Annotated in this window: 16 protein-coding genes; 8 read left to right on the top strand and 8 right to left on the bottom strand. The window is 76.5% G+C overall.

Going from position 1 to position 16,564, the window contains the following annotated elements:
• Positions 1 to 38: 38 nt before the first annotated feature.
• Positions 39 to 461: a DUF6504 family protein gene (locus F1544_RS18340; RefSeq protein ID WP_208972151.1), complete on the bottom strand. Its 423-nt coding sequence runs from the start codon at positions 459 to 461 to the stop codon at positions 39 to 41.
• A gap of 307 nt (positions 462 to 768) precedes the next feature.
• Between F1544_RS18340 and F1544_RS18335 the strand changes: the two genes are divergently transcribed.
• The 5 genes from F1544_RS18335 (at position 769) to F1544_RS18315 (ending at position 6,027) form a co-directional block, all read left to right on the top strand.
• A complete protein-coding gene (locus tag F1544_RS18335) occupies positions 769 to 1,758 on the top strand; it encodes an alpha/beta fold hydrolase (RefSeq protein WP_167587569.1) in 990 nt (329 codons plus the stop codon).
• Between the two features lie 10 nt (positions 1,759 to 1,768).
• Positions 1,769 to 2,497 (top strand): monooxygenase, encoded by a 729-nt coding sequence (locus tag F1544_RS18330; protein WP_308470167.1) that lies wholly within the window; start codon positions 1,769 to 1,771, stop codon positions 2,495 to 2,497.
• Between the two features lie 67 nt (positions 2,498 to 2,564).
• Complete coding sequence (locus F1544_RS18325; protein WP_167587568.1) at positions 2,565 to 3,386, top strand: carotenoid biosynthesis protein; 822 nt, start codon at positions 2,565 to 2,567, stop codon at positions 3,384 to 3,386.
• The gene (locus F1544_RS18320) at positions 3,383 to 4,501 is read left to right on the top strand and encodes a glycosyltransferase family 2 protein (RefSeq protein WP_308470166.1); all 1,119 of its coding nucleotides are present in this window, start codon (positions 3,383 to 3,385) and stop codon (positions 4,499 to 4,501) included. The genes F1544_RS18325 and F1544_RS18320 overlap by 4 nt, the downstream gene beginning before the upstream one ends.
• Positions 4,498 to 6,027 carry a phytoene desaturase family protein gene (locus tag F1544_RS18315; protein ID WP_167587567.1) on the top strand — a complete coding sequence of 510 codons (1,530 nt, stop codon included), beginning with the start codon at positions 4,498 to 4,500 and terminating at the stop codon, positions 6,025 to 6,027. The genes F1544_RS18320 and F1544_RS18315 overlap by 4 nt, the downstream gene beginning before the upstream one ends.
• A gap of 38 nt (positions 6,028 to 6,065) precedes the next feature.
• Here the strand turns inward: F1544_RS18315 and F1544_RS18310 are convergent, their stop codons facing one another.
• Positions 6,066 to 6,713, bottom strand: a complete 648-nt coding sequence (locus F1544_RS18310; protein WP_167587566.1) for a CDP-alcohol phosphatidyltransferase family protein — start codon at positions 6,711 to 6,713, stop codon at positions 6,066 to 6,068.
• 200 nt (positions 6,714 to 6,913) lie between these two features.
• On the opposite strand from F1544_RS18310, the gene F1544_RS18305 reads away from it, so the two are divergent.
• Together F1544_RS18305 and crtI are read left to right on the top strand one after the other, a co-directional pair.
• Positions 6,914 to 7,966 carry a polyprenyl synthetase family protein gene (locus F1544_RS18305; RefSeq protein ID WP_244309086.1) on the top strand — a complete coding sequence of 351 codons (1,053 nt, stop codon included), beginning with the start codon at positions 6,914 to 6,916 and terminating at the stop codon, positions 7,964 to 7,966.
• Positions 7,963 to 9,522: a phytoene desaturase family protein gene (crtI, locus tag F1544_RS18300; protein ID WP_167587565.1), complete on the top strand. Its 1,560-nt coding sequence runs from the start codon at positions 7,963 to 7,965 to the stop codon at positions 9,520 to 9,522. Before F1544_RS18305 ends, crtI begins: the two co-directional genes overlap by 4 nt.
• 101 nt (positions 9,523 to 9,623) lie before the next feature.
• On the opposite strand, the gene F1544_RS18295 is transcribed toward crtI, so the two are convergent.
• Genes F1544_RS18295 through F1544_RS18280 form a run of 4 tightly spaced genes read right to left on the bottom strand, consistent with a single transcriptional unit; the run spans position 9,624 to position 13,985 of the window.
• A complete protein-coding gene (locus tag F1544_RS18295) occupies positions 9,624 to 10,784 on the bottom strand; it encodes a bifunctional 2-methylcitrate synthase/citrate synthase (protein ID WP_167587564.1) in 1,161 nt (386 codons plus the stop codon).
• A gap of 41 nt (positions 10,785 to 10,825) precedes the next feature.
• Positions 10,826 to 11,737, bottom strand: coding sequence for a methylisocitrate lyase (prpB, locus tag F1544_RS18290; protein ID WP_167587563.1), 912 nt, complete (start codon positions 11,735 to 11,737; stop codon positions 10,826 to 10,828).
• 14 nt (positions 11,738 to 11,751) lie between these two features.
• On the bottom strand, positions 11,752 to 13,269 hold the full coding sequence (locus F1544_RS18285; RefSeq protein WP_167587562.1) for an MmgE/PrpD family protein: 1,518 nt from the start codon (positions 13,267 to 13,269) through the stop codon (positions 11,752 to 11,754).
• A complete protein-coding gene (locus tag F1544_RS18280; protein ID WP_167587561.1) occupies positions 13,266 to 13,985 on the bottom strand; it encodes a GntR family transcriptional regulator in 720 nt (239 codons plus the stop codon). Before F1544_RS18280 ends, F1544_RS18285 begins: the two co-directional genes overlap by 4 nt.
• Before the next feature lie 162 nt (positions 13,986 to 14,147).
• Between F1544_RS18280 and F1544_RS18275 the strand changes: the two genes are divergently transcribed.
• Positions 14,148 to 15,095, top strand: a complete 948-nt coding sequence (locus tag F1544_RS18275) for a phytoene/squalene synthase family protein (protein WP_308470164.1) — start codon at positions 14,148 to 14,150, stop codon at positions 15,093 to 15,095.
• Between the two features lie 25 nt (positions 15,096 to 15,120).
• On the opposite strand, the gene F1544_RS18270 is transcribed toward F1544_RS18275, so the two are convergent.
• Together F1544_RS18270 and F1544_RS18265 are read right to left on the bottom strand one after the other, a co-directional pair.
• Positions 15,121 to 15,672, bottom strand: a complete 552-nt coding sequence (locus F1544_RS18270) for a GNAT family N-acetyltransferase (protein WP_167587559.1) — start codon at positions 15,670 to 15,672, stop codon at positions 15,121 to 15,123.
• A gap of 72 nt (positions 15,673 to 15,744) precedes the next feature.
• On the bottom strand, positions 15,745 to 16,137 hold the full coding sequence (locus F1544_RS18265; protein ID WP_308470163.1) for an Rv2175c family DNA-binding protein: 393 nt from the start codon (positions 16,135 to 16,137) through the stop codon (positions 15,745 to 15,747).
• Positions 16,138 to 16,564 lie beyond the last annotated feature (427 nt).

Raw genomic sequence — 16,564 nt, 5'->3', positions numbered from 1 at the left:
CTGCAGGGGGGTCGTGCCGGGGACGGGGTGGTGCCGCGTCAGTCGCTGACGCGCAGCAGCTGCCACTCGTCCTCGGGGACAGGTGTAGCCGGGACCTCCGACACGGCCGCCGTGCCGGGGCGGGCGGGGTGGGCGAGGTCGTAGACGCCGACCACGCCGGCGCGGCCGGCGCTGGCCTCCACGCGCCACACCACGCGCTCCAGGACGCCGACCTCCAGGACGCGGCGGACGGCCGTGCCGACGCCGCCGGAGGCCGGTGCGGTGCTCGCGGGGGCGTCGGCGTCACCGTGGACCGCCGCGACGGCCGAGTGCTCCCACCAGGCGCTGCGCTCGCGCCAGTGCGAGAGCACGTCGCGGACCACGTAGAGCCGTCCTCGCCAGAGGAACTGCACCGGGACACCCTCCGCGCCGTCCTGGACACCGGACCGCACGTGGATCGTGTCGGAGAACCGTCGCACCACGCCTCACCCCTCCTCATCGCCGCACCGTTCCGGGGCGGGCCCCGGGGAGTCGGCGAGCCGGGGGAAGCGGCTCGCGACGACGCGCTCGGCGGCGCGGGCGCGGGAGCTTCCCCTCTCCCTCGCACCGCGCCGCCGAGCGGTCGCAGAGTGATCGAACACGCGTTCGAACACGTTCTGGAAGGTACACCACGAGGCCCTCCGGCCGTCAACGGGAAGCGAGGGCCGATTCCACGCAGAGTCGCCGAACGTCACGCACGGTGGCGACCTCGCGCAGCGGTGGCGGGACCGGGCACCTAGGGTCGCGGGCATGGCACGCAGGGCAGGCACCGCCGGGCGGGCGGACGGTGACGGACGGCGAGGAGCGTTGCGCCGCAACGCCTCCGATCCTCCCGCGCCGGACGGGCCGGCGACGGGCGACGCCGAGGTCGAGGACGGCCTCGTCGTCACCCGGGTGGACGACGCGGGGCCGCAGGCGCCCGTCCTGCTGCTGGTGCACGGCCTCGGCAGCGCCTCCACCGGGTGGGCCCTGGTGGCACCGGAGCTCGCCCGCGACCACCGCCTCGTCCTCGTCGACCTGCCCGGCCACGGCGGCAGCCCCGCGCTGGACGCGGCCGGCGCCATGACCCCACCCGAGCTCGGCCGCCGGCTGCTGCGGCTCGCCCGCCGGTGCGCCGACGGGGGCCGGGCCGTGCACCTGCTGGGGCACTCCCTCGGCGGCTGGGTCGTGCTCGAGGCCGCCGCCGACGACGGCGCGGGAGCGGGGGCGGACGGGCACCGGGCGGTCGTCGCGAGCGTCACCGCCCTGGCCCCCGCGGGCCTGTGGACCCGGCCGCGGCGGCGCCCGCCCCTGCTGCCGACGGGTCAGCAGCTCGCCCGGTGGGCGGGCGGGCTGCCCCCGGACGTCCTGGGCACGCGCCTGGTGCGCACCCTCGCCTTCACCGCGACCAGCGCCGCGCCGCGGGCCCTGCCGCCCGAGGTGGCCCGCGACGCCCTGGCCGCCGTCGCCGGGGCCCCCGGCTACGCCGCGGCCGACGCGGCCCTGGCCGCGGGCGCCTTCACGCGCGCCGCCGACGTGCGGGCCCCGGTGCTCGTCGTCGTCGGGGCGCGCGACCGGATCCTGCCGCCGCGCCACCTGCGGGCCGACTGCGCGCCGACGCAGGCGCGGTGGGTGCGGCTGGAGCGGTGCGGGCACGTGCCCGCGTGGGACCGCCCGGACGACGTCGTGCGGCTGGTGCGCGAGCAGGTCGCCCGCGGCGAGGAGGCGGCCGGTGGGGCGCTGGGCCCGGCGGGAACGTAGGGTCGCCGACGTGACCCCCGCCGCCCCGGCCTGCGTGACCCTGCACCTGTGGACCGTTGCGCCGCAACGGGTCCCGGCCGCCCTGACCCGGATGGCGCTGGACCGCGTGCACCTGGCCCGCACCCCGGGCGCCACCTTCGCCAAGATGCTGGGCACCGGCGACGGGCGCACCTTCACCGTGCGCGACGCCGATCCGCTGCGCTGGGCGGCGGTCGTGGCGTGGGACTCCCCCGACGCCGCCGACGCCTTCGAGACCTCCCGCACCGTCCGCGCCTGGGGGCGGCTGGCGTCCGAGCGCCTCGCGGTGCGGCTGCGGCCGCTGACCAGCCGCGGGCGGTGGTCGGGGCGGGAGCCCTTCGGCCCCGCCGACACCACGGCCGCCCTGGCCCACGAGGGGCCGGTGGCCTCGATCACCCGCGCCCGCCTGCACCTGCGGCGCGCGGCCTCCTTCTGGTCGGCCGTCCCGCCGGTCTCCACCGAGCTCGGCGGGGGCACCGGGCTGCGCCTGGCCCTCGGCCTCGGGGAGGCGCCGCTGGGCTACCAGGGGACGTTCTCGCTGTGGGACGACACCGCCGCGCTGCGCCGCTTCGCCCACCGCGGCCCCGCCCACCGCGACGTCATGGCCCGCACGCCCACGGAGGGCTGGTACGCCGAGGAGCTGTTCGCGCGGTTCGCGGTGCTGTCGGTGCAGGGCAGCGTCGGCGGGCGGAACCCCCTGCTCGACGCCGTCGCCGGCTGAACCCCCACCGCTCTGCGCGGGACCAGGCCCGGGAGGCCGTGTCGTCGCGGGTCCCTAGAGTGAGCCCGTGCTCCCCGACCTCGGCCGGCTGCTGACGGGCGCCCTCACGGGGGCCGCCGTCCTCAGCCAGGTGGCCCACCCGCTGCTGCGCGGAGAAGCGTTGCGGCGCACCACCATCGGCTCCGTCGCCCTGTTCTCCGGGGCGTCGCTGGCGGACGCGGCCCGGCGCGGCGGACCGGGGCGGGCCGCGCTCACCCTGGGCGTCGCGGGCGGGCTGGGCCTGATCGCCGAGGCGGTCGGGACCCGCACCGGCCGGCCGTTCGGGCGCTACCGCTACGCGGGGACGCTGGGCCCGCAGGTCCTGCACGTGCCCGTCGTCGTGCCGCTGGCCTGGACGATGGTCGCCCACCCCGCCGTGCAGCTGGGGCGCCGCCTCGCCCGCCACCGCACGGGCGCCGCGCGCGACGTCGCCGTGGTCGGGGCCGCCGCGTGGACCCTGGCGAGCTGGGACCTGTTCCTGGACCCGCAGATGACGGCGGCCGGGCACTGGTCGTTCAGCACCCCCCACCCGCACCTGCCGGGCCTGCCCGGCATCCCGCTGTCGAACTACGCCGGCTGGGTCCTCACGGCCGTCGTGATCTGCGCGGCGCTGCACGCGGTCGTCCCGGAGGACACCGCGCGCAGGAACACCGATGACGAGGACACCGCGGCCGGGGCCAGCCAGACCGTGCCCGGCTGGCTGCTCGGCTGGACCTGGCTGGGCTCCACGCTCGGCAACGCCGTCTTCTTCCGCCGCCCGGCCGTCGCGGCGTGGGGCGGGCTCGCGATGGGCCTCACCGCCGCGCCGTACCTGCGCAGCGTGCTCGCCGACCGCCGGCCCGGCCGGTGAGCCGCACCGCGACCGCGCTGCGGGCCCTGACGTGGGCGGGCTCCGCCGCGGCGACCGCCCTGACCGCGCACTCGCTGCTGAACGCGCGGTCCCTGCGCCGGCCGTCGGTGGAGCCGCCGGCGGCGCAGGAGGTGCTGAGCGTCCTGCTCCCGGTGCGCGACGAGGAGGAGCGCGTCGGGCCGTGCCTCGCCGCCCTGCTCGACCAGGTGTCCGCGGGCGCCTACGAGGTGCTCGTCTACGACGACGCCTCGCACGACCGGACGGCCGACGTGGTGGAGGCCATCGCCGCGGGCGACGCCCGGGTCACGCTGCTGCGCGGGGGACCGCTGCCCGCGGGCTGGCTGGGCAAGCCGCACGCGTGCGCGCGCCTGGCGGCCGCGGCGCACGGCGACGTCCTGGTCTTCGTCGACGCCGACGTGGTGCTGGCCCCGCACGCGCTCGCCGCGGGCACGGACCTGCTGCGCAGCACCGGCCTGGACCTGGTGTGCCCCTACCCGCGGCAGGTCGCGCTGACCTGGAGCGAGCGCCTGGTGCAGCCGCTGCTGCAGTGGTCCTGGCTGACGACGCTGCCGCTGCGCGCGGCGGAGGTCTCCCCCCGCCCGTCGCTGGCCGCCGCGAACGGGCAGTTCCTCCTCGTCGACGCCCTCGCCTACCGCCGCGCGGGCGGGCACGCCGGCATCCGCACCGAGGTGCTGGACGACATCGCCCTGCTGCGCGCCGTGAAGGCCGCGGGCGGCAGCGGCGGGGTCGCCGACGGCACCGACCTCGCGACCTGCCGCATGTACGGCAGCTGGGCGCAGCTGCGCGAGGGCTACGCGAAGTCGCTGTGGTCGGCGTTCGGCAGCCGCCCCGCGGCCGCGGGCGTCGCGGCCGGGCTGCTCCTGAGCTACGTCGTGCCCCCGCTCGCCGCCCTCGGCGGTTCCCGCGTCGGCGCCGCCGGGTACCTCGCGGGCGTCGTGGGTCGCTACGCCGCGGCCGAGCGCACGGGCGGGCGCTCGCTGCCGGACGCCTTCGCGCACCCGGTCTCCGTCGCGCTGCTCGTCGGCCTGCTGGGCGACTCGTGGCGCCGCCGCGGCCGCGGCGCACTGCAGTGGAAGGGACGTCGTCTCGCGTGAGCGCCACCAGCACGGACCGCCGCACCCCGGGCCCCCGCACGGCCGGCCCCCGCCGCGTCGTGGTCGTCGGCGCCGGCCTGGGCGGGCTCTCGGCCGCGGCCCGGCTCGCCGCCCTCGGTCACGAGGTCACGGTCTGCGAGCAGGGCCCGACCGTCGGCGGCAAGCTCGGCTGGTTCAGCCGCGACGGGTTCTCCTTCGACACCGGCCCCTCCCTGCTGACGCTGCCCGCCGTCCAGCGCGACCTCTTCCTCAAGACCGGCGCCCCGCTGGAGTCCGTGCTCGACGTCGTCGCGCTGGACCCGGTGGCGCACTACCGCTTCGGCGACGGCACCGAGCTCGACCTGCCGGGCGGCGGCCTGGCGCAGGTCGCCGCGGCTCTCGACGAGGCGCTGGGCGGCGGCGCGGGCGCGCAGTGGACGGCGTTCCTGCAGCGCGCGGCGGCGATCTGGGACGTCGCGCGCGAACCGTTCCTCGAGTCCCCGCTGCAGGGGCCGCGGACCCTGCTGCGGCTGGCGCGCAGCGCCTCCGACGTCCGCACCGTCGCGCCCTGGCGCAGCCTGCGCGGCCTCGGCCGCCGGTACCTCACCGACGAGCGGCTGCGCGTGCTGCTGGACCGCTACGCGACCTACTCCGGCTCCCACCCCGCCAAGGCGCCCGCCGCCCTGGCCACCGTGCCGTTCGTGGAGCAGTCCTTCGGCGCCTGGTACGTGCGCGGCGGGCTGCGCGGCCTCGCCGAGGCGGTCGCGGACCGGGCCCGCGAGCTCGGGGTGGAGATCCGCACGTCCTGCCCGGTCGAGACCGTCCTGACGCGCGCGGGCCGGGCCAGCGGGGTGCGTCTGGCCGGCGGAGAGGAGCTGCCCGCCGACGTCGTCGTGTCCGCGGTCGACGCCGCCCAGCTGTACGAGCACCTGCTCCCCCGGCCCCGGCTGCGGCCTTCGCCGCGGCGCCGCTCCTCCTCGGGGTTCGTCCTGCTGCTGGCGCTGGACGGGCGCACGCCCGGGCTGCGGCACCACACGGTGCTGTTCCCGCGCGACTACGAGGCGGAGTTCACGGCGCTCGCCGCGGGGCGGCCCGTGGAGGACCCGACGGTGTACGTCAGCGCCCCCGACGACCCGGCGCTGCGCCCCGACGAGGACAGCGAGGCGTGGTTCGTGCTCGTCAACGCGCCCGTGCACGACCCGGGCGGCCGCGCCCCCGGCGGCACCGACTGGCGGCAGGAGGGCCTCGCGGAGCGCTACGCCGACCGCGTGCTGGAGATCATGGCCGAGCGCGGGCTCGACGTCCGCGACCGCCTGCGCTGGCGCGAGGTCCGCACGCCCGCGGACCTCGCCGAGCACACCCGCAGCGACGGCGGGGCCATCTACGGCACCTCCAGCGACGGGGCCCGCTCGGCGTTCCTGCGCCCCGCGAACGCCTCGCCCGTCCCGGGCCTGTACCTGGTCGGCGGGACCTCCCACCCCGGTGGCGGCCTGCCGCTCGTGGGGCTCTCGGCCCGCATCGTCGCCGACCTCGTCGGGCCCGCCTGACCCCCGCCCCGGACGGTGCGCCCGCCCGGGCAGGCGCCTCAGCCGAGGCGGCGCGAGAGCGCGATCCAGAGCTGCACGAAGCCGACGACCCCGAGGGCGGCCCACACGGCCGTCCCGATCGTCGCCCAGCCCACCTCGGGCACGATCGCGGTGGCCGCCGCGGTCGCCGCCGCGATGGAGATGCGGGTGGGCCGCTCCGCGACCGTGACGACCCCCACCTCGGTCACCCCCAGGCCCTGGCCCCGCGCCCGCACGTACTCCTGCCACTGCGCGAGCCCCCCGGCCAGCAGCGCCAGCCACGCCGGCGCCCCGCACCCCCAGAGCACGACGGCGCAGGCCGCGTCGCCCAGGCGGTCGCAGGCCGCGTCGAGCAGCGCCCCCCGGCGGCCCACCCGGTCGGAGATGACGGCGACCGCGCCGTCGAGGTTGTCGAGCAGACCGGAGACGGTGAGCACCGCGGCCGCCAGCACCGCGCCGGCCCCGCCGGGACCGGCGCGCACGGCGAGCACGCCCGCCACGACGGACCCCACGGCCCCGGCCAGGGTCACGGCCGCCGGCGGGACGCGCAGGGCCGCCAGCGGGGCCGCCACGGCGTGCACGCCGGTGAGCCAGCCCCGCACGATCGGAGTGGGTGCGGCGCCGCCGTGCAGCGCCGACCACCGCTGCAGGTACGTGTCGCGGTTCACACGCCGAACCTAGGGGGCGCGCGGGCCCACCGGCGCGGGCGGGGCGGCGCCCCCGCAGGCGGCGGGGCGGGCTAGCAGGTCGCTGGAAGCGTGCTTACAGTTCGCCTGTGCCGCCCACGCCCCCTGCCCCGCGCGCGAGCGTGCAGACGCTCGACGAGACGACCGCGCCGCCGACCACGTCGGCCGCCGGACAACGGGGGCTGCGCGACCGCGTCGAACTCGTGCTGACAGAGTTCCTGGAGGAGCAGGCGGCCGTCCTGGAGACCGTCAGCCCCGACTGCTCGCCGATGCTCGACGCCATCGCGACCCTGCTCTCGGGCGGCAAGCGCCTGCGTCCGTCGTTCTGCTACTGGGGCTACCTGGGGGCTGGCGGCAGCGACGAGGACGACATCGTGCAGGCCGCGGCCGCGCTGGAGCTGTTCCAGGCCGCCGCGCTGATGCACGACGACGTCATGGACGACTCCGACACCCGCCGCGGCCAGCCCGCGGCCCACCGCCGCTTCGAGGCGATGCACGCGCAGGCGGGCTGGGCCGGCAGCGGCAGCCGCTTCGGCCTCGCGGGCGCCGTCCTCGCCGGTGACCTCTGCCTGTCGTGGAGCGACGAGCTGTTCGCGCGCGCCGGGTTCGCCCCCGAGGCGCTGCTGCGCGGGCGCACCGTGTTCAACACCATGCGCACGCAGCTCATGGGCGGGCAGTACCTCGACATGCTCGAGCAGGCCTCCTGCGCCCAGCAGGGCGCGGCCGGGGCCGTCGAGCGCGCCCGCCGCGTCGTGCGCTTCAAGAGCGCGAAGTACTCCATCGAGCACCCCCTGCTCCTGGGTGCCCGCCTCGCCGGTGCGGACGAGGGGCTCGTCGCGGACTACTCGACGTTCGGCCTCGCCCTCGGCGAGGCGTTCCAGCTGCGCGACGACGTCCTGGGCGTCTTCGGCGATCCCGGTGAGACCGGCAAACCCGCAGGCGACGACCTGCGCGAAGGGAAGCGGACCGTGCTCATGGCCTACGCGGTGGCCTCGGCCACCTCCGAGCAGGCCGAGGTGGTCGAGCGGCTGCTCGGCGACCCGGACCTGGACACCGCGGGGGTGGAGCAGCTGCGCGAGGTCCTCGTGGACACCGGGGCGCTCGCCGGGGTGGAGGCCCTCATCGCCGAGCAGGTCGACGTGGCGTGCGAGACCCTCGACGCCGCCGCGCTCACCGAACCCGCCCGCGCCGCGCTGCACGAGCTCGTGGTCGCCGCGACCACCCGCCGCTCGTGAGCCGCGCCACGCGGACCCTGGACTGGCTGCCCGGCCGCACCCGCCGAGTCGAGGGCGCCACGGACGACGTCGTCATCGTCGGGGCGGGCCTCGCGGGGCTGTCCACCGCCATGCGCCTGGCCGGCGCCGGGCGCAACGTCACGGTGCTCGAGCGCGAGGACGTCCCGGGTGGTCGCGCCGGGCTGTCGGTCAAGGACGTCCCGGACGGGCAGTACCGCTTCGACACCGGCCCGTCGGTGCTGACCATGCCCGACCTCATCGCCGACTGCTTCGACTCCCTCGGCGAGGACATGCACGACTGGCTGGACCTCAAGCCCGTCGACCCGCTGTACCGCGGCACGTTCGCCGACGGCTCGAGCCTGCAGGTCTCCGCCGACGTCGAGCGCACCGCGCAGGCCATCGAGGAGCTCTGCGGGGCCGCCGAGGCCGACGGGTACCGGCGCTTCGTCGCCCACGTCGGCAACCTGTACCGCTACGAGATCCGCGACTTCATCGACTCCAACATCGACACGCCGCTGGACCTGCTCAAGCCGAACCTGGTGCGGCTGCTGGCGGCCGGCGGGTTCAAGAAGATGGCGCCGGAGGTCGCGAAGTACCTCAAGGACCCGCGCACGCAGCGGATGTTCTCCTTCCAGGCCCTGTACGCGGGCGTGTCCCCGTTCGACGCGCTGGCCCTGTACTCGGTCATCGCGTACATGGACACCGTCGCCGGGGTGTTCTTCCCCAAGGGCGGGATGCACGCGATCCCCACGGCCATGGCCGCGGCGGCCGAGAAGCACGGCGTGACGTTCCACTACGGCACCGAGGTCGCCCGCGTGGAGCGCACCGGCCGCCGCGCGACCGGCGTCATCACGACCGACGGGCGCCGGTTCGCCGCGGACGTCGTCGTGCTGAACCCCGACCTCCCGGTCGCCCACCGCGACCTGCTGGGCACCGACCCGTGGCGCGTGCGGCACCTGACGTACTCGCCGTCGTGCTTCCTCATGCACGTGGGTTCCAGCGCCGACTACCCCGACCCCGTGCACCACTCCATCCACTTCGGGGCGGCGTGGGAGCAGGTGTTCGACGAGCTCGTGGACGGCCGCCTGATGAGCGACCCGTCGATCCTCGTCTCGCGCCCGACGGTGTCGGACCCGGGCCTCGCGCCGGCCGGCAAGCACGTCTACTACGTGCTGTTCCCGACGCCGTCGCTGGCCGCCGGGTCCTCCCCCGTCGACTGGGACCGCCTGGCTCCGCGCTACCGCGAGCACGTCATGGAGGTGCTCACCGAGCGCGGCTACCCGGGTTTCGACGGGGCCGTCGAGGTGGAGGACGTCATCACGCCCGCGGACTGGGAGCGGCAGGGCATGGAGGCGGGGGCGCCGTTCGCGTCCTCGCACCTGTTCCGCCAGACCGGCCCGTTCCGCCCGGGGAACCTCTGGGGCGACAACGTGGTGTTCGCGGGCTCCGGCACGCAGCCCGGCGTCGGCGTGCCGATGGTCCTCGTCTCCGGCCGGCTGGCCGCCGAGCGCATCACCGGCAGGGACCGCAGCTACCGCTCGCGCGCCTGGCGCTGACGGGCACAGCGCTGGCGAAACGGCGCTGACGAGCACGACGAGGGGCGCCCGGGTGGACCCGGGCGCCCCTCGTCGTCCCTGCGTCGTTCAGACGGCGTGGTTCAGGCCGGCAGTTCCCGCGGGGCCGGCCCGGAGTACGCCGACAGCGGCCGGATGAGCGAGTTCGAGGCCCGCTGCTCCATCACGTGCGCCGTCCAGCCCGTCACGCGGGCCGCGACGAACAGCGGCGTGAACATCGGGGTGTCGAAGCCCATGAGGTGGTAGGCGGGGCCCGAGGGGTAGTCGAGGTTCGGCAGGATGTTCTTGCGCGACGTCATGGCCGCCTCGAGGGCGTCGTAGAGCTCGACGACGTCGTCGCGCCCGGCCGCGTCGGTGAGCCGCTGCAGCGCAGCGCGCATGGTCGGCACGCGCGAGTCGCCCGAGCGGTAGACCCGGTGCCCGAACCCCATGATCTTGCGCTTCTGCGCCAGGGCGGACTCGAGCCACGCCTCCGCGCGCGCCGGGGAGCCCTCCCCCAGCCCGATCTCCTCGAACACGTCCCACACGGCCTCGTTGGCCCCGCCGTGCAGGGGGCCCTTGAGCGCGCCGACCGCCGCGGTGACCGCGGAGTGCAGGTCGGCCAGCGTGGAGGTGACGACGCGCGCCGTGAACGTCGAGGCGTTGAAGGAGTGCTCGGCGTAGAGCACCATCGAGACGCGGAACGCGTCGACGACCTCGGCGTCGGCCTCCTCGCCGAACGTCGTGAAGAGGAAGTTCGCGGCGTGGTCCAGGTCCTCGCGCGCCGCGACGGGTTCCAGGCCGCGGCGGCGGCGCTGGGTGCGGGCCACGACCGTCGGCAGCGCCGAGAACAGCCGCTGCGCCTTGGCGAGCTCCGCGGCCGGGCTGGAGTCCGCGGCGTCGGGGTCCAGCGCCCCGAGGACGCTGACGGCGCTGCGCACGACGTCCATGGGGTGGGCGGTCGGGGCGAGCTCGTCGACCACGCGGGCGACCCGCGGGTCGAGCTCGCGCTGTCCGCGATCGGTGGCCGCGAACTCCGCGCGCTCGGCCTCGCTCGGCAGCTCCCCCGTCCACAGCAGCCACGCGACGTCCTCGAAGGAGCAGTGCGCGGCGAGGTCCTGCACGGGGTAGCCGCGGTAGAGCAGCGAGTTCGTCGCGGGCTCGACCTTGGAGATCGCCGTCGTGTCGACGACCACCCCGGCCAGGCCCTTGTGGATCTCCGGTGCGGCGGCCGGGGTCTGCTCTGCCGCGGTGTCTGCGGGCATGTCGCTCCTTCGCGAGGTTCGGGTGCTGGGGGGACGGGCGCTCAGGACGAGCGGTTGCCGTCGAGGCTGAAGTCGAACACCGAGGAGTCGAACTGCCCGTACTCGGCGTAGTCCAGGAGGTCGTAGAGGTCGGCGCGGGTCTGCATGGAACCCACCTCGGGCGCCAGCGTCCCCTCCGCCGCGAGGGTGTCCAGGGCGCGGACGGCCGCGCCCATCGCCAGGCGCAGCAGGGACACCGGGTGGATGACCATGGCCACGCCCGCGTCGCGCAGCTGGGCGTGGGTGAACAGGTCGCTGCGCCCGAACTCCGTCATGTTCGCGAGGACGGGGACGTCGACGGCGGAGCAGACGGCCTCGAACTCCGCGAGGTCGGCCATCGCCTCGGGGAACACCGCGTCGGCGCCCGCGTCGACCAGCGCCTTGGCGCGGCGCACCGCCGCGTCGAGGCCCTCGATGCCGCGGACGTCGGTGCGGGCCATGACGACGAGGCCCGGGTCGCGGCGCGCGTCGACGGCCGCGCGGATGCGGCGCACGGCGGTGGCCTCGTCGACGACGGACTTGCCCTCGAGGTGCCCGCAGCGCTTGGGGTTCACCTGGTCCTCGACGTGCAGGCCGGCGACGCCCGCGTCCTCGAGCGCCTGCACGGTGCGCGCCACGTTCAGCGGTTCACCGAACCCGGTGTCCGCGTCGACGAGCACGGGCAGGTCGGTGGCGCCGGCCACCTGGGCGGCGCGGCCCGCGACCTCCGACAGCGTCGTGAGGCCGATGTCGGGCAGGCCGAGCTCCGCGGACATCACGGCGCCGGAGAGGTATACCCCCTCGAAGCCCTTGCGCTGCACCAGGCGGGCGGACAGCGGGTTGAAGGCGCCGGGGAAGCGCAGGAGCTCCCCGCTCGCGAGGCCCGCGCGGAACGCGGCGCGCTTGGCGGCGGGGGTGGTCGTGGAACCGAGCATCGCGGAACTCCCTCTCAGAACAGGCCGGTGGGCAGGTCGACGGTCGCGAGCCGCTCCGGCGGGGCGACGACGCCGAGGTCGCGCACGCCCGCGGCGTCGAGCTCGGGCAGCCGCCGCGCGAGGTCGAGGAACCGGTCGATCTCCGCGGCCCCCAGCACGTCGGTGGCCAGGGTGCGGAGCTTGGCCTCCTCCTGCGCGCGGCCGAACGGCGCCGCCCCCAGGGGGTGGGCGTCGGCCACGGCGATCTCGTCGACCACGACGGAGCCGTCGGTCAGGGTGATTTCGACGCGGCCGCCGAACGCCTTCACGGCCGGGTCGGTGGAGTGGTAGCGCGCCGTCCACGCCGGGTCCTCGCGCGTCGTGGTGCGCTGCCACAGCGCCACGGTGTCCGGGCGGCCCGCGCGCTGCGGCGCGTAGGAGTCGACGTGGTGCCACGCGCCGTCCTGCAGGGCCACGGTGAAGATGTACGGGATCGAGTGGTCGAGGGTCTCGCGGCTCGCTGTCGGGTCGTACTTCTGCGGGTCGTTGGCGCCGGAGCCGATCACGAAGTGCGTGTGGTGCGAGGTCGAGATGACGATCGAGGCCACGCGGTCGGGGTCGCCGAGCTCGGGGCGGGCGCGGTGGAGGCGGCGGGCCAGGTCGATGAGCGCCTGCGCCTGGTACTCCGCGGAGTGCTCCTTGGTGTAGGTGTCCAGGATGCTCCGCTTGGACTCGCCGGGCTCCGGCAGCGGGACCTCGTAGGCGGCGTCGGGGCCGTCGAGCAGCCACGCGATGACGCCGTCCTCCCCCTCGTAGATCGGGGCGGGGCTGGTCTGCCCGCGCATCGCGCGGTCCACCGCCTCGACGGCCATCTTCCCGGCGAAGGCCGGGGCGTGCGCCTTCCACGTCGAGATCGCGCCCTTGCGCGACTGCCGGGTCGCCGTCGTCGTGTGCAGGGCCTGCCCGATGGCCTGGTAGACGGTCTCGGTGGGCAGGCCGAGCATCGTCCCGATCCCCGCGGCCGCGGACGGCCCGAGGTGCGCGACGTGGTCGATCTTGTGGGCGTGCAGGCTGATCGCCCGCACCAGGTCCACCTGCACCTCGTAGCCCGTGACGATGCCGCGCAGCAGCGTCGCGCCGTCCAGGCCGAGGTGCTGGGCGACCGCGATCATCGCGGGCACGTTGTCGCCCGGGTGGGAGTACTCGGCGGCCAGGAACGTGTCGTGGAAGTCGAGCTCGCGCACGGCGACGCCGCCGGCCCAGGCCGCCCACTCCGGCGACACCGCGGTCCTCGTGCCGACGACGATCCCGCCCGCCCCGCCCGTCGACGGCGGGTGGGCCAGCGCCTGAGCGCGCGCCGCGACGACGGGGCCGCGCAGCAGCGAGGCCGCCGCGACGGCCGCGTTGTCGATGACCCGGTCGGCCACCACCTCGGCGACATCGGCGTCGACGGCGACGGGGTCGGTCGCGACCTCGGCGAGACGCCAGGCGAGCTCGGACTCGCGGGGCAGACCGGCATCGCTGCGGTGGACCCGGACGGGGTGCGTCTTCACGCGGAGACCTCCTGGGGACGGGGGGCGGGGGCTTGTGGCTCGGCGGGGACCGGTGGCTCTGGGGGGACCGCGTCGTCGGCCGCGGTGACCGCGGCGAGGAACTGCCGGCGGCTGCGGTGCAGGTGCACGTGCACGGCGTGCGCGGCCAGGCCGCCGTCGCCGGCGGCGACCGCCTCGGCGATGAGCTGGTGCTCCTCGGCCGCGTGGCGCAGGCGGACCGGGTCGTGGCGGGCGAGGCGGCGCACGCGCACCAGGTGGGTGCGCACGGTGGCGAGCGCCGCGACGAGGTGGGCGTTGGCGACGGCCGCGTCCAGGGCGGCGTCGAACTCCCCGACGAGGTCGTAGTAGCGGCGCAGCCCGTCCTCCCCGGCCTCCACGAGGGCCGGCGCGTCGCCGAAGCGGGCCGCGAGGGCCGCGAAGACGGCCGGGTCGCCGCGGCGGGCGGCCAGGCGCACGGCCTGCTCCTCCAGCGCCTCCCGCACCTCGTACAGCTCGTCGACGCCGACGGCGGACAGCCGCGTCACGACGAGGCCGCGGCCGGGCAGGGGCGCGACGAGACCGTCGGTGAGCAGGCGCGCGAACGCCTCGCGGACGGGGGTGCGGGAGACGCCGAGGCGGACGCTCTGCTCGACCTCGGCCAGGACGGTCCCGGGGGCGAGGACGCCGTCGAGGACGTCGGCGCGCAGCCGCGCGTAGGCCCGCTCGCTCGCACGCACGTCAGCCCCTCTCGCCGTCGATCGGGACTCTGCATGCACAGCGGCCCGGAACGAGGCCGATCCTCGCACGGCGCCCACGGCGTGACCAGGCCTGTGCATGCACGGGCGGTGAACAGCGGGGGGCGGTGCGGCCGACCGCGGGCGCCGGGCATGATTCCGGCGGTGAGCACCCGCGACCTCGACGCCGCCGCCCGGACCGATCCGGCCCTGACCGACCCCGGCCTGCGCGCCGCCTTCGAGCAGTGCCGGCGGCTGCACGCCGAGCACGGCAAGACGTACTACCTCGCGACGCTGCTGCTGCCGCCCGCCAAGCGGCCCTACGTCTGGGCCCTGTACGGCTTCGCCCGCTACGCCGACGAGTTCGTCGACTCCCTCACCCACCCGGACCCGCAGGCGCTGCTGACCTGGGGCGACGCCTTCCTGGCCTCCCTGGACGCGGGCGGCGACGGCACCGAGCCCGTGGGCCGCGCGATGGCGGCGACGATGCGGCGCTGGGACGTCCCCCGCGCCCACGTCGAGGCGTTCCTGGAGTCCATGGGGATGGACATCGACGTCACCGACTACGCGACCTACGAGGACCTGCGGCACTACATGTACGGCTCCGCGGCCGTCATCGGCCTGCAGATGCTGCCCGTGCTCGAACCCGTCGCCCCCGGCGCCGAGGAGCCCGCCCGCGCCCTCGGCGAGGCGTTCCAGATGTCCAACTTCATCCGCGACGTCGGCGAGGACCTCGACCGCGGCCGCGTCTACCTGCCGCTCGAGGACCTCGCGGCGCACGGCGTGACGAAGGAGGACCTCTTCGAGGCCCGCCGGAGCGGGCGGATCACCCCGGGCATCCGCGCGCTGCTCGCCTTCGAGGTCGCCCGCACGCGCGAGCTGTACGCGCAGGCCGAGCCCGGCATCGCGATGGTCCACCCGACCAGCCGGGACTGCCTGCGCACGGCCTACCTGCTCTACGGCGACATCCTCGACGCGGTCGAGGCGGCCGGCTACGACTCGCTCACCCGGCGCGTCGCCGTCGGGATGCCGCGCCGCCTGGGCGTGGCGCTGCCCGGGCTCGCGCGCGCCCAGGCCGCCCGCCGTCGCGAGCGGCGCTGGCAGACCGCCTGAGCCGGCGGGCCGGGAGAGCCCGGGGTCAGGCGGCGTCCGGGCGCAGGCCGACGGCGTCGTGGCGCCAGAAGACGTCCGGGTAGACCAGCGTGCCGGTCATCCACGGCTCGTGGGCGGGCAGCGGCAGCACCTGGAAGGCGACCTCCGGCACGCGCAGCGACGGGCGCCGCAGGCCGAAGTCCGCCCCGGGCAGGAAGCCCAGGCGGGAGTAGTAGCGCGGATCGCCCTCGAGCAGCACCATCGGCACCCCGCGCCCGGCGGCCTGGCGCACCCCCGCGTCGACCAGCGTCGCGCCGATGCCCCGCCGCTGGTGGTCGGGGCGCACGCCCAGGGGGCTGAGGACCTGGATGTCGACGAGCCGCCGCGGGGCGTCGAGCAGGGCCGGGGTGAGCATCACGTGCCCGACGACGGCCCCGTCGGCCTCGGCGACCCAGGACCCGCCGATCTCGGGCGTGATCGAGGTCCGCAGGTCGTCCACCAGGTCGGCGACGACGAGCCCGTGCTCGTCGCCGAAGGCCAGCAGGTGCAGCTCCCGGACCGGTCCGTGGTCGCGGGGTTCCTCCGCGCGCAGCAGCATCCCGGGAGCGTAGGAAGCGCGCAAGATCCCGGCTACGCGATTTCCGCGGGGCCGGGAAGGCGGGCGGGCCGGCTAGAAGGAGAGGGCCTGCGCCCGGCGCCGGACCTCGGTCTTGCGGTTGGCCTGCATGGCCTGGACCGGGGTGCCGGGCAGGCTCTCGTCCGGCGTGAAGAGCCAGCGGATGGTCTCCACGTCGTTGAAGCCGGAGTCCAGCAGCACCGAGAGGGTCCCGCGCAGGTGCTGCAGCGGGCCCTCGGGCGTGCAGAAGTCGGCGGGGACCATGACGATCTTGCGCTCGGTGCGCCGGACGGCCAGGAGCTGACGCTCCTGCAGCATCCGGCGCACGGCGCCCGCGTCGGTGCCCATCCGCTCGGCGGCGTCGGGGACGTTCAGCCAGTCGGGGACGAGATCGTCCAGTTCGTCGCCCTGCTCGCGGGCGATGTCGGCTCGGAGGGGTGCGACCACGCACCAAGCCTGCCACTGCCGGGAGGCTCCGCGCGACACCCCGCCCCACGTCCCCCCGTGCGACGCAGGTCTCACGCAGGGTGGGCGGGCTGCTGGGCGTCCGCTGGGATAGCTTCCCGGGCAACACCCGTCACCTCCAGCAACATCGTCACCGCCAGCACCACCGGTCCCGGCTGCCCCCGGTGCACCGGCGGACCCGAGCCCCCCACGAGCCCCGAGCCCCCACGAGCCCCGAGCGCGGAGGACCCCCCGCATGGCCGACAGCCGAGACGACACGACCCTCGAGCAGACGCACGAGCACGCCCCCGACGCGGCGCCCGCCGAGGACGGCTCCCGCCGGCGCCACCGCTGGCTGGCGGCCGCCCTCGTCGGCGCTGCCGCCCCCGGCCTCGTGCCCGCCGCGCAGGCGGCGGCCGCCACCCCGGCC

This window comes from Kineococcus rubinsiae, assembly GCF_011839805.1.
Classification (GTDB): Bacteria; Actinomycetota; Actinomycetes; order Actinomycetales; family Kineococcaceae; genus Kineococcus; species Kineococcus rubinsiae.
The sequence above is the reverse complement of the archived record's forward strand: the minus strand, read 5'-3'. Positions and strand labels throughout refer to the sequence as shown.

Bases quoted from the DNA above. Each gene is read 5' to 3' on its own strand.
- F1544_RS18335 (WP_167587569.1), top strand. From the start codon at position 769: ATGGCACGCAGGGCAGGCACCGCCGGGCGGGCGGACGGTGACGGACGG.
- F1544_RS18295 (WP_167587564.1), bottom strand. From the start codon at position 10,784: ATGCCCGCAGACACCGCGGCAGAGCAGACCCCGGCCGCCGCACCGGAG.
- prpB (WP_167587563.1), bottom strand. From the start codon at position 11,737: ATGCTCGGTTCCACGACCACCCCCGCCGCCAAGCGCGCCGCGTTCCGC.
- F1544_RS18270 (WP_167587559.1), bottom strand. From the start codon at position 15,672: ATGCTGCTGCGCGCGGAGGAACCCCGCGACCACGGACCGGTCCGGGAG.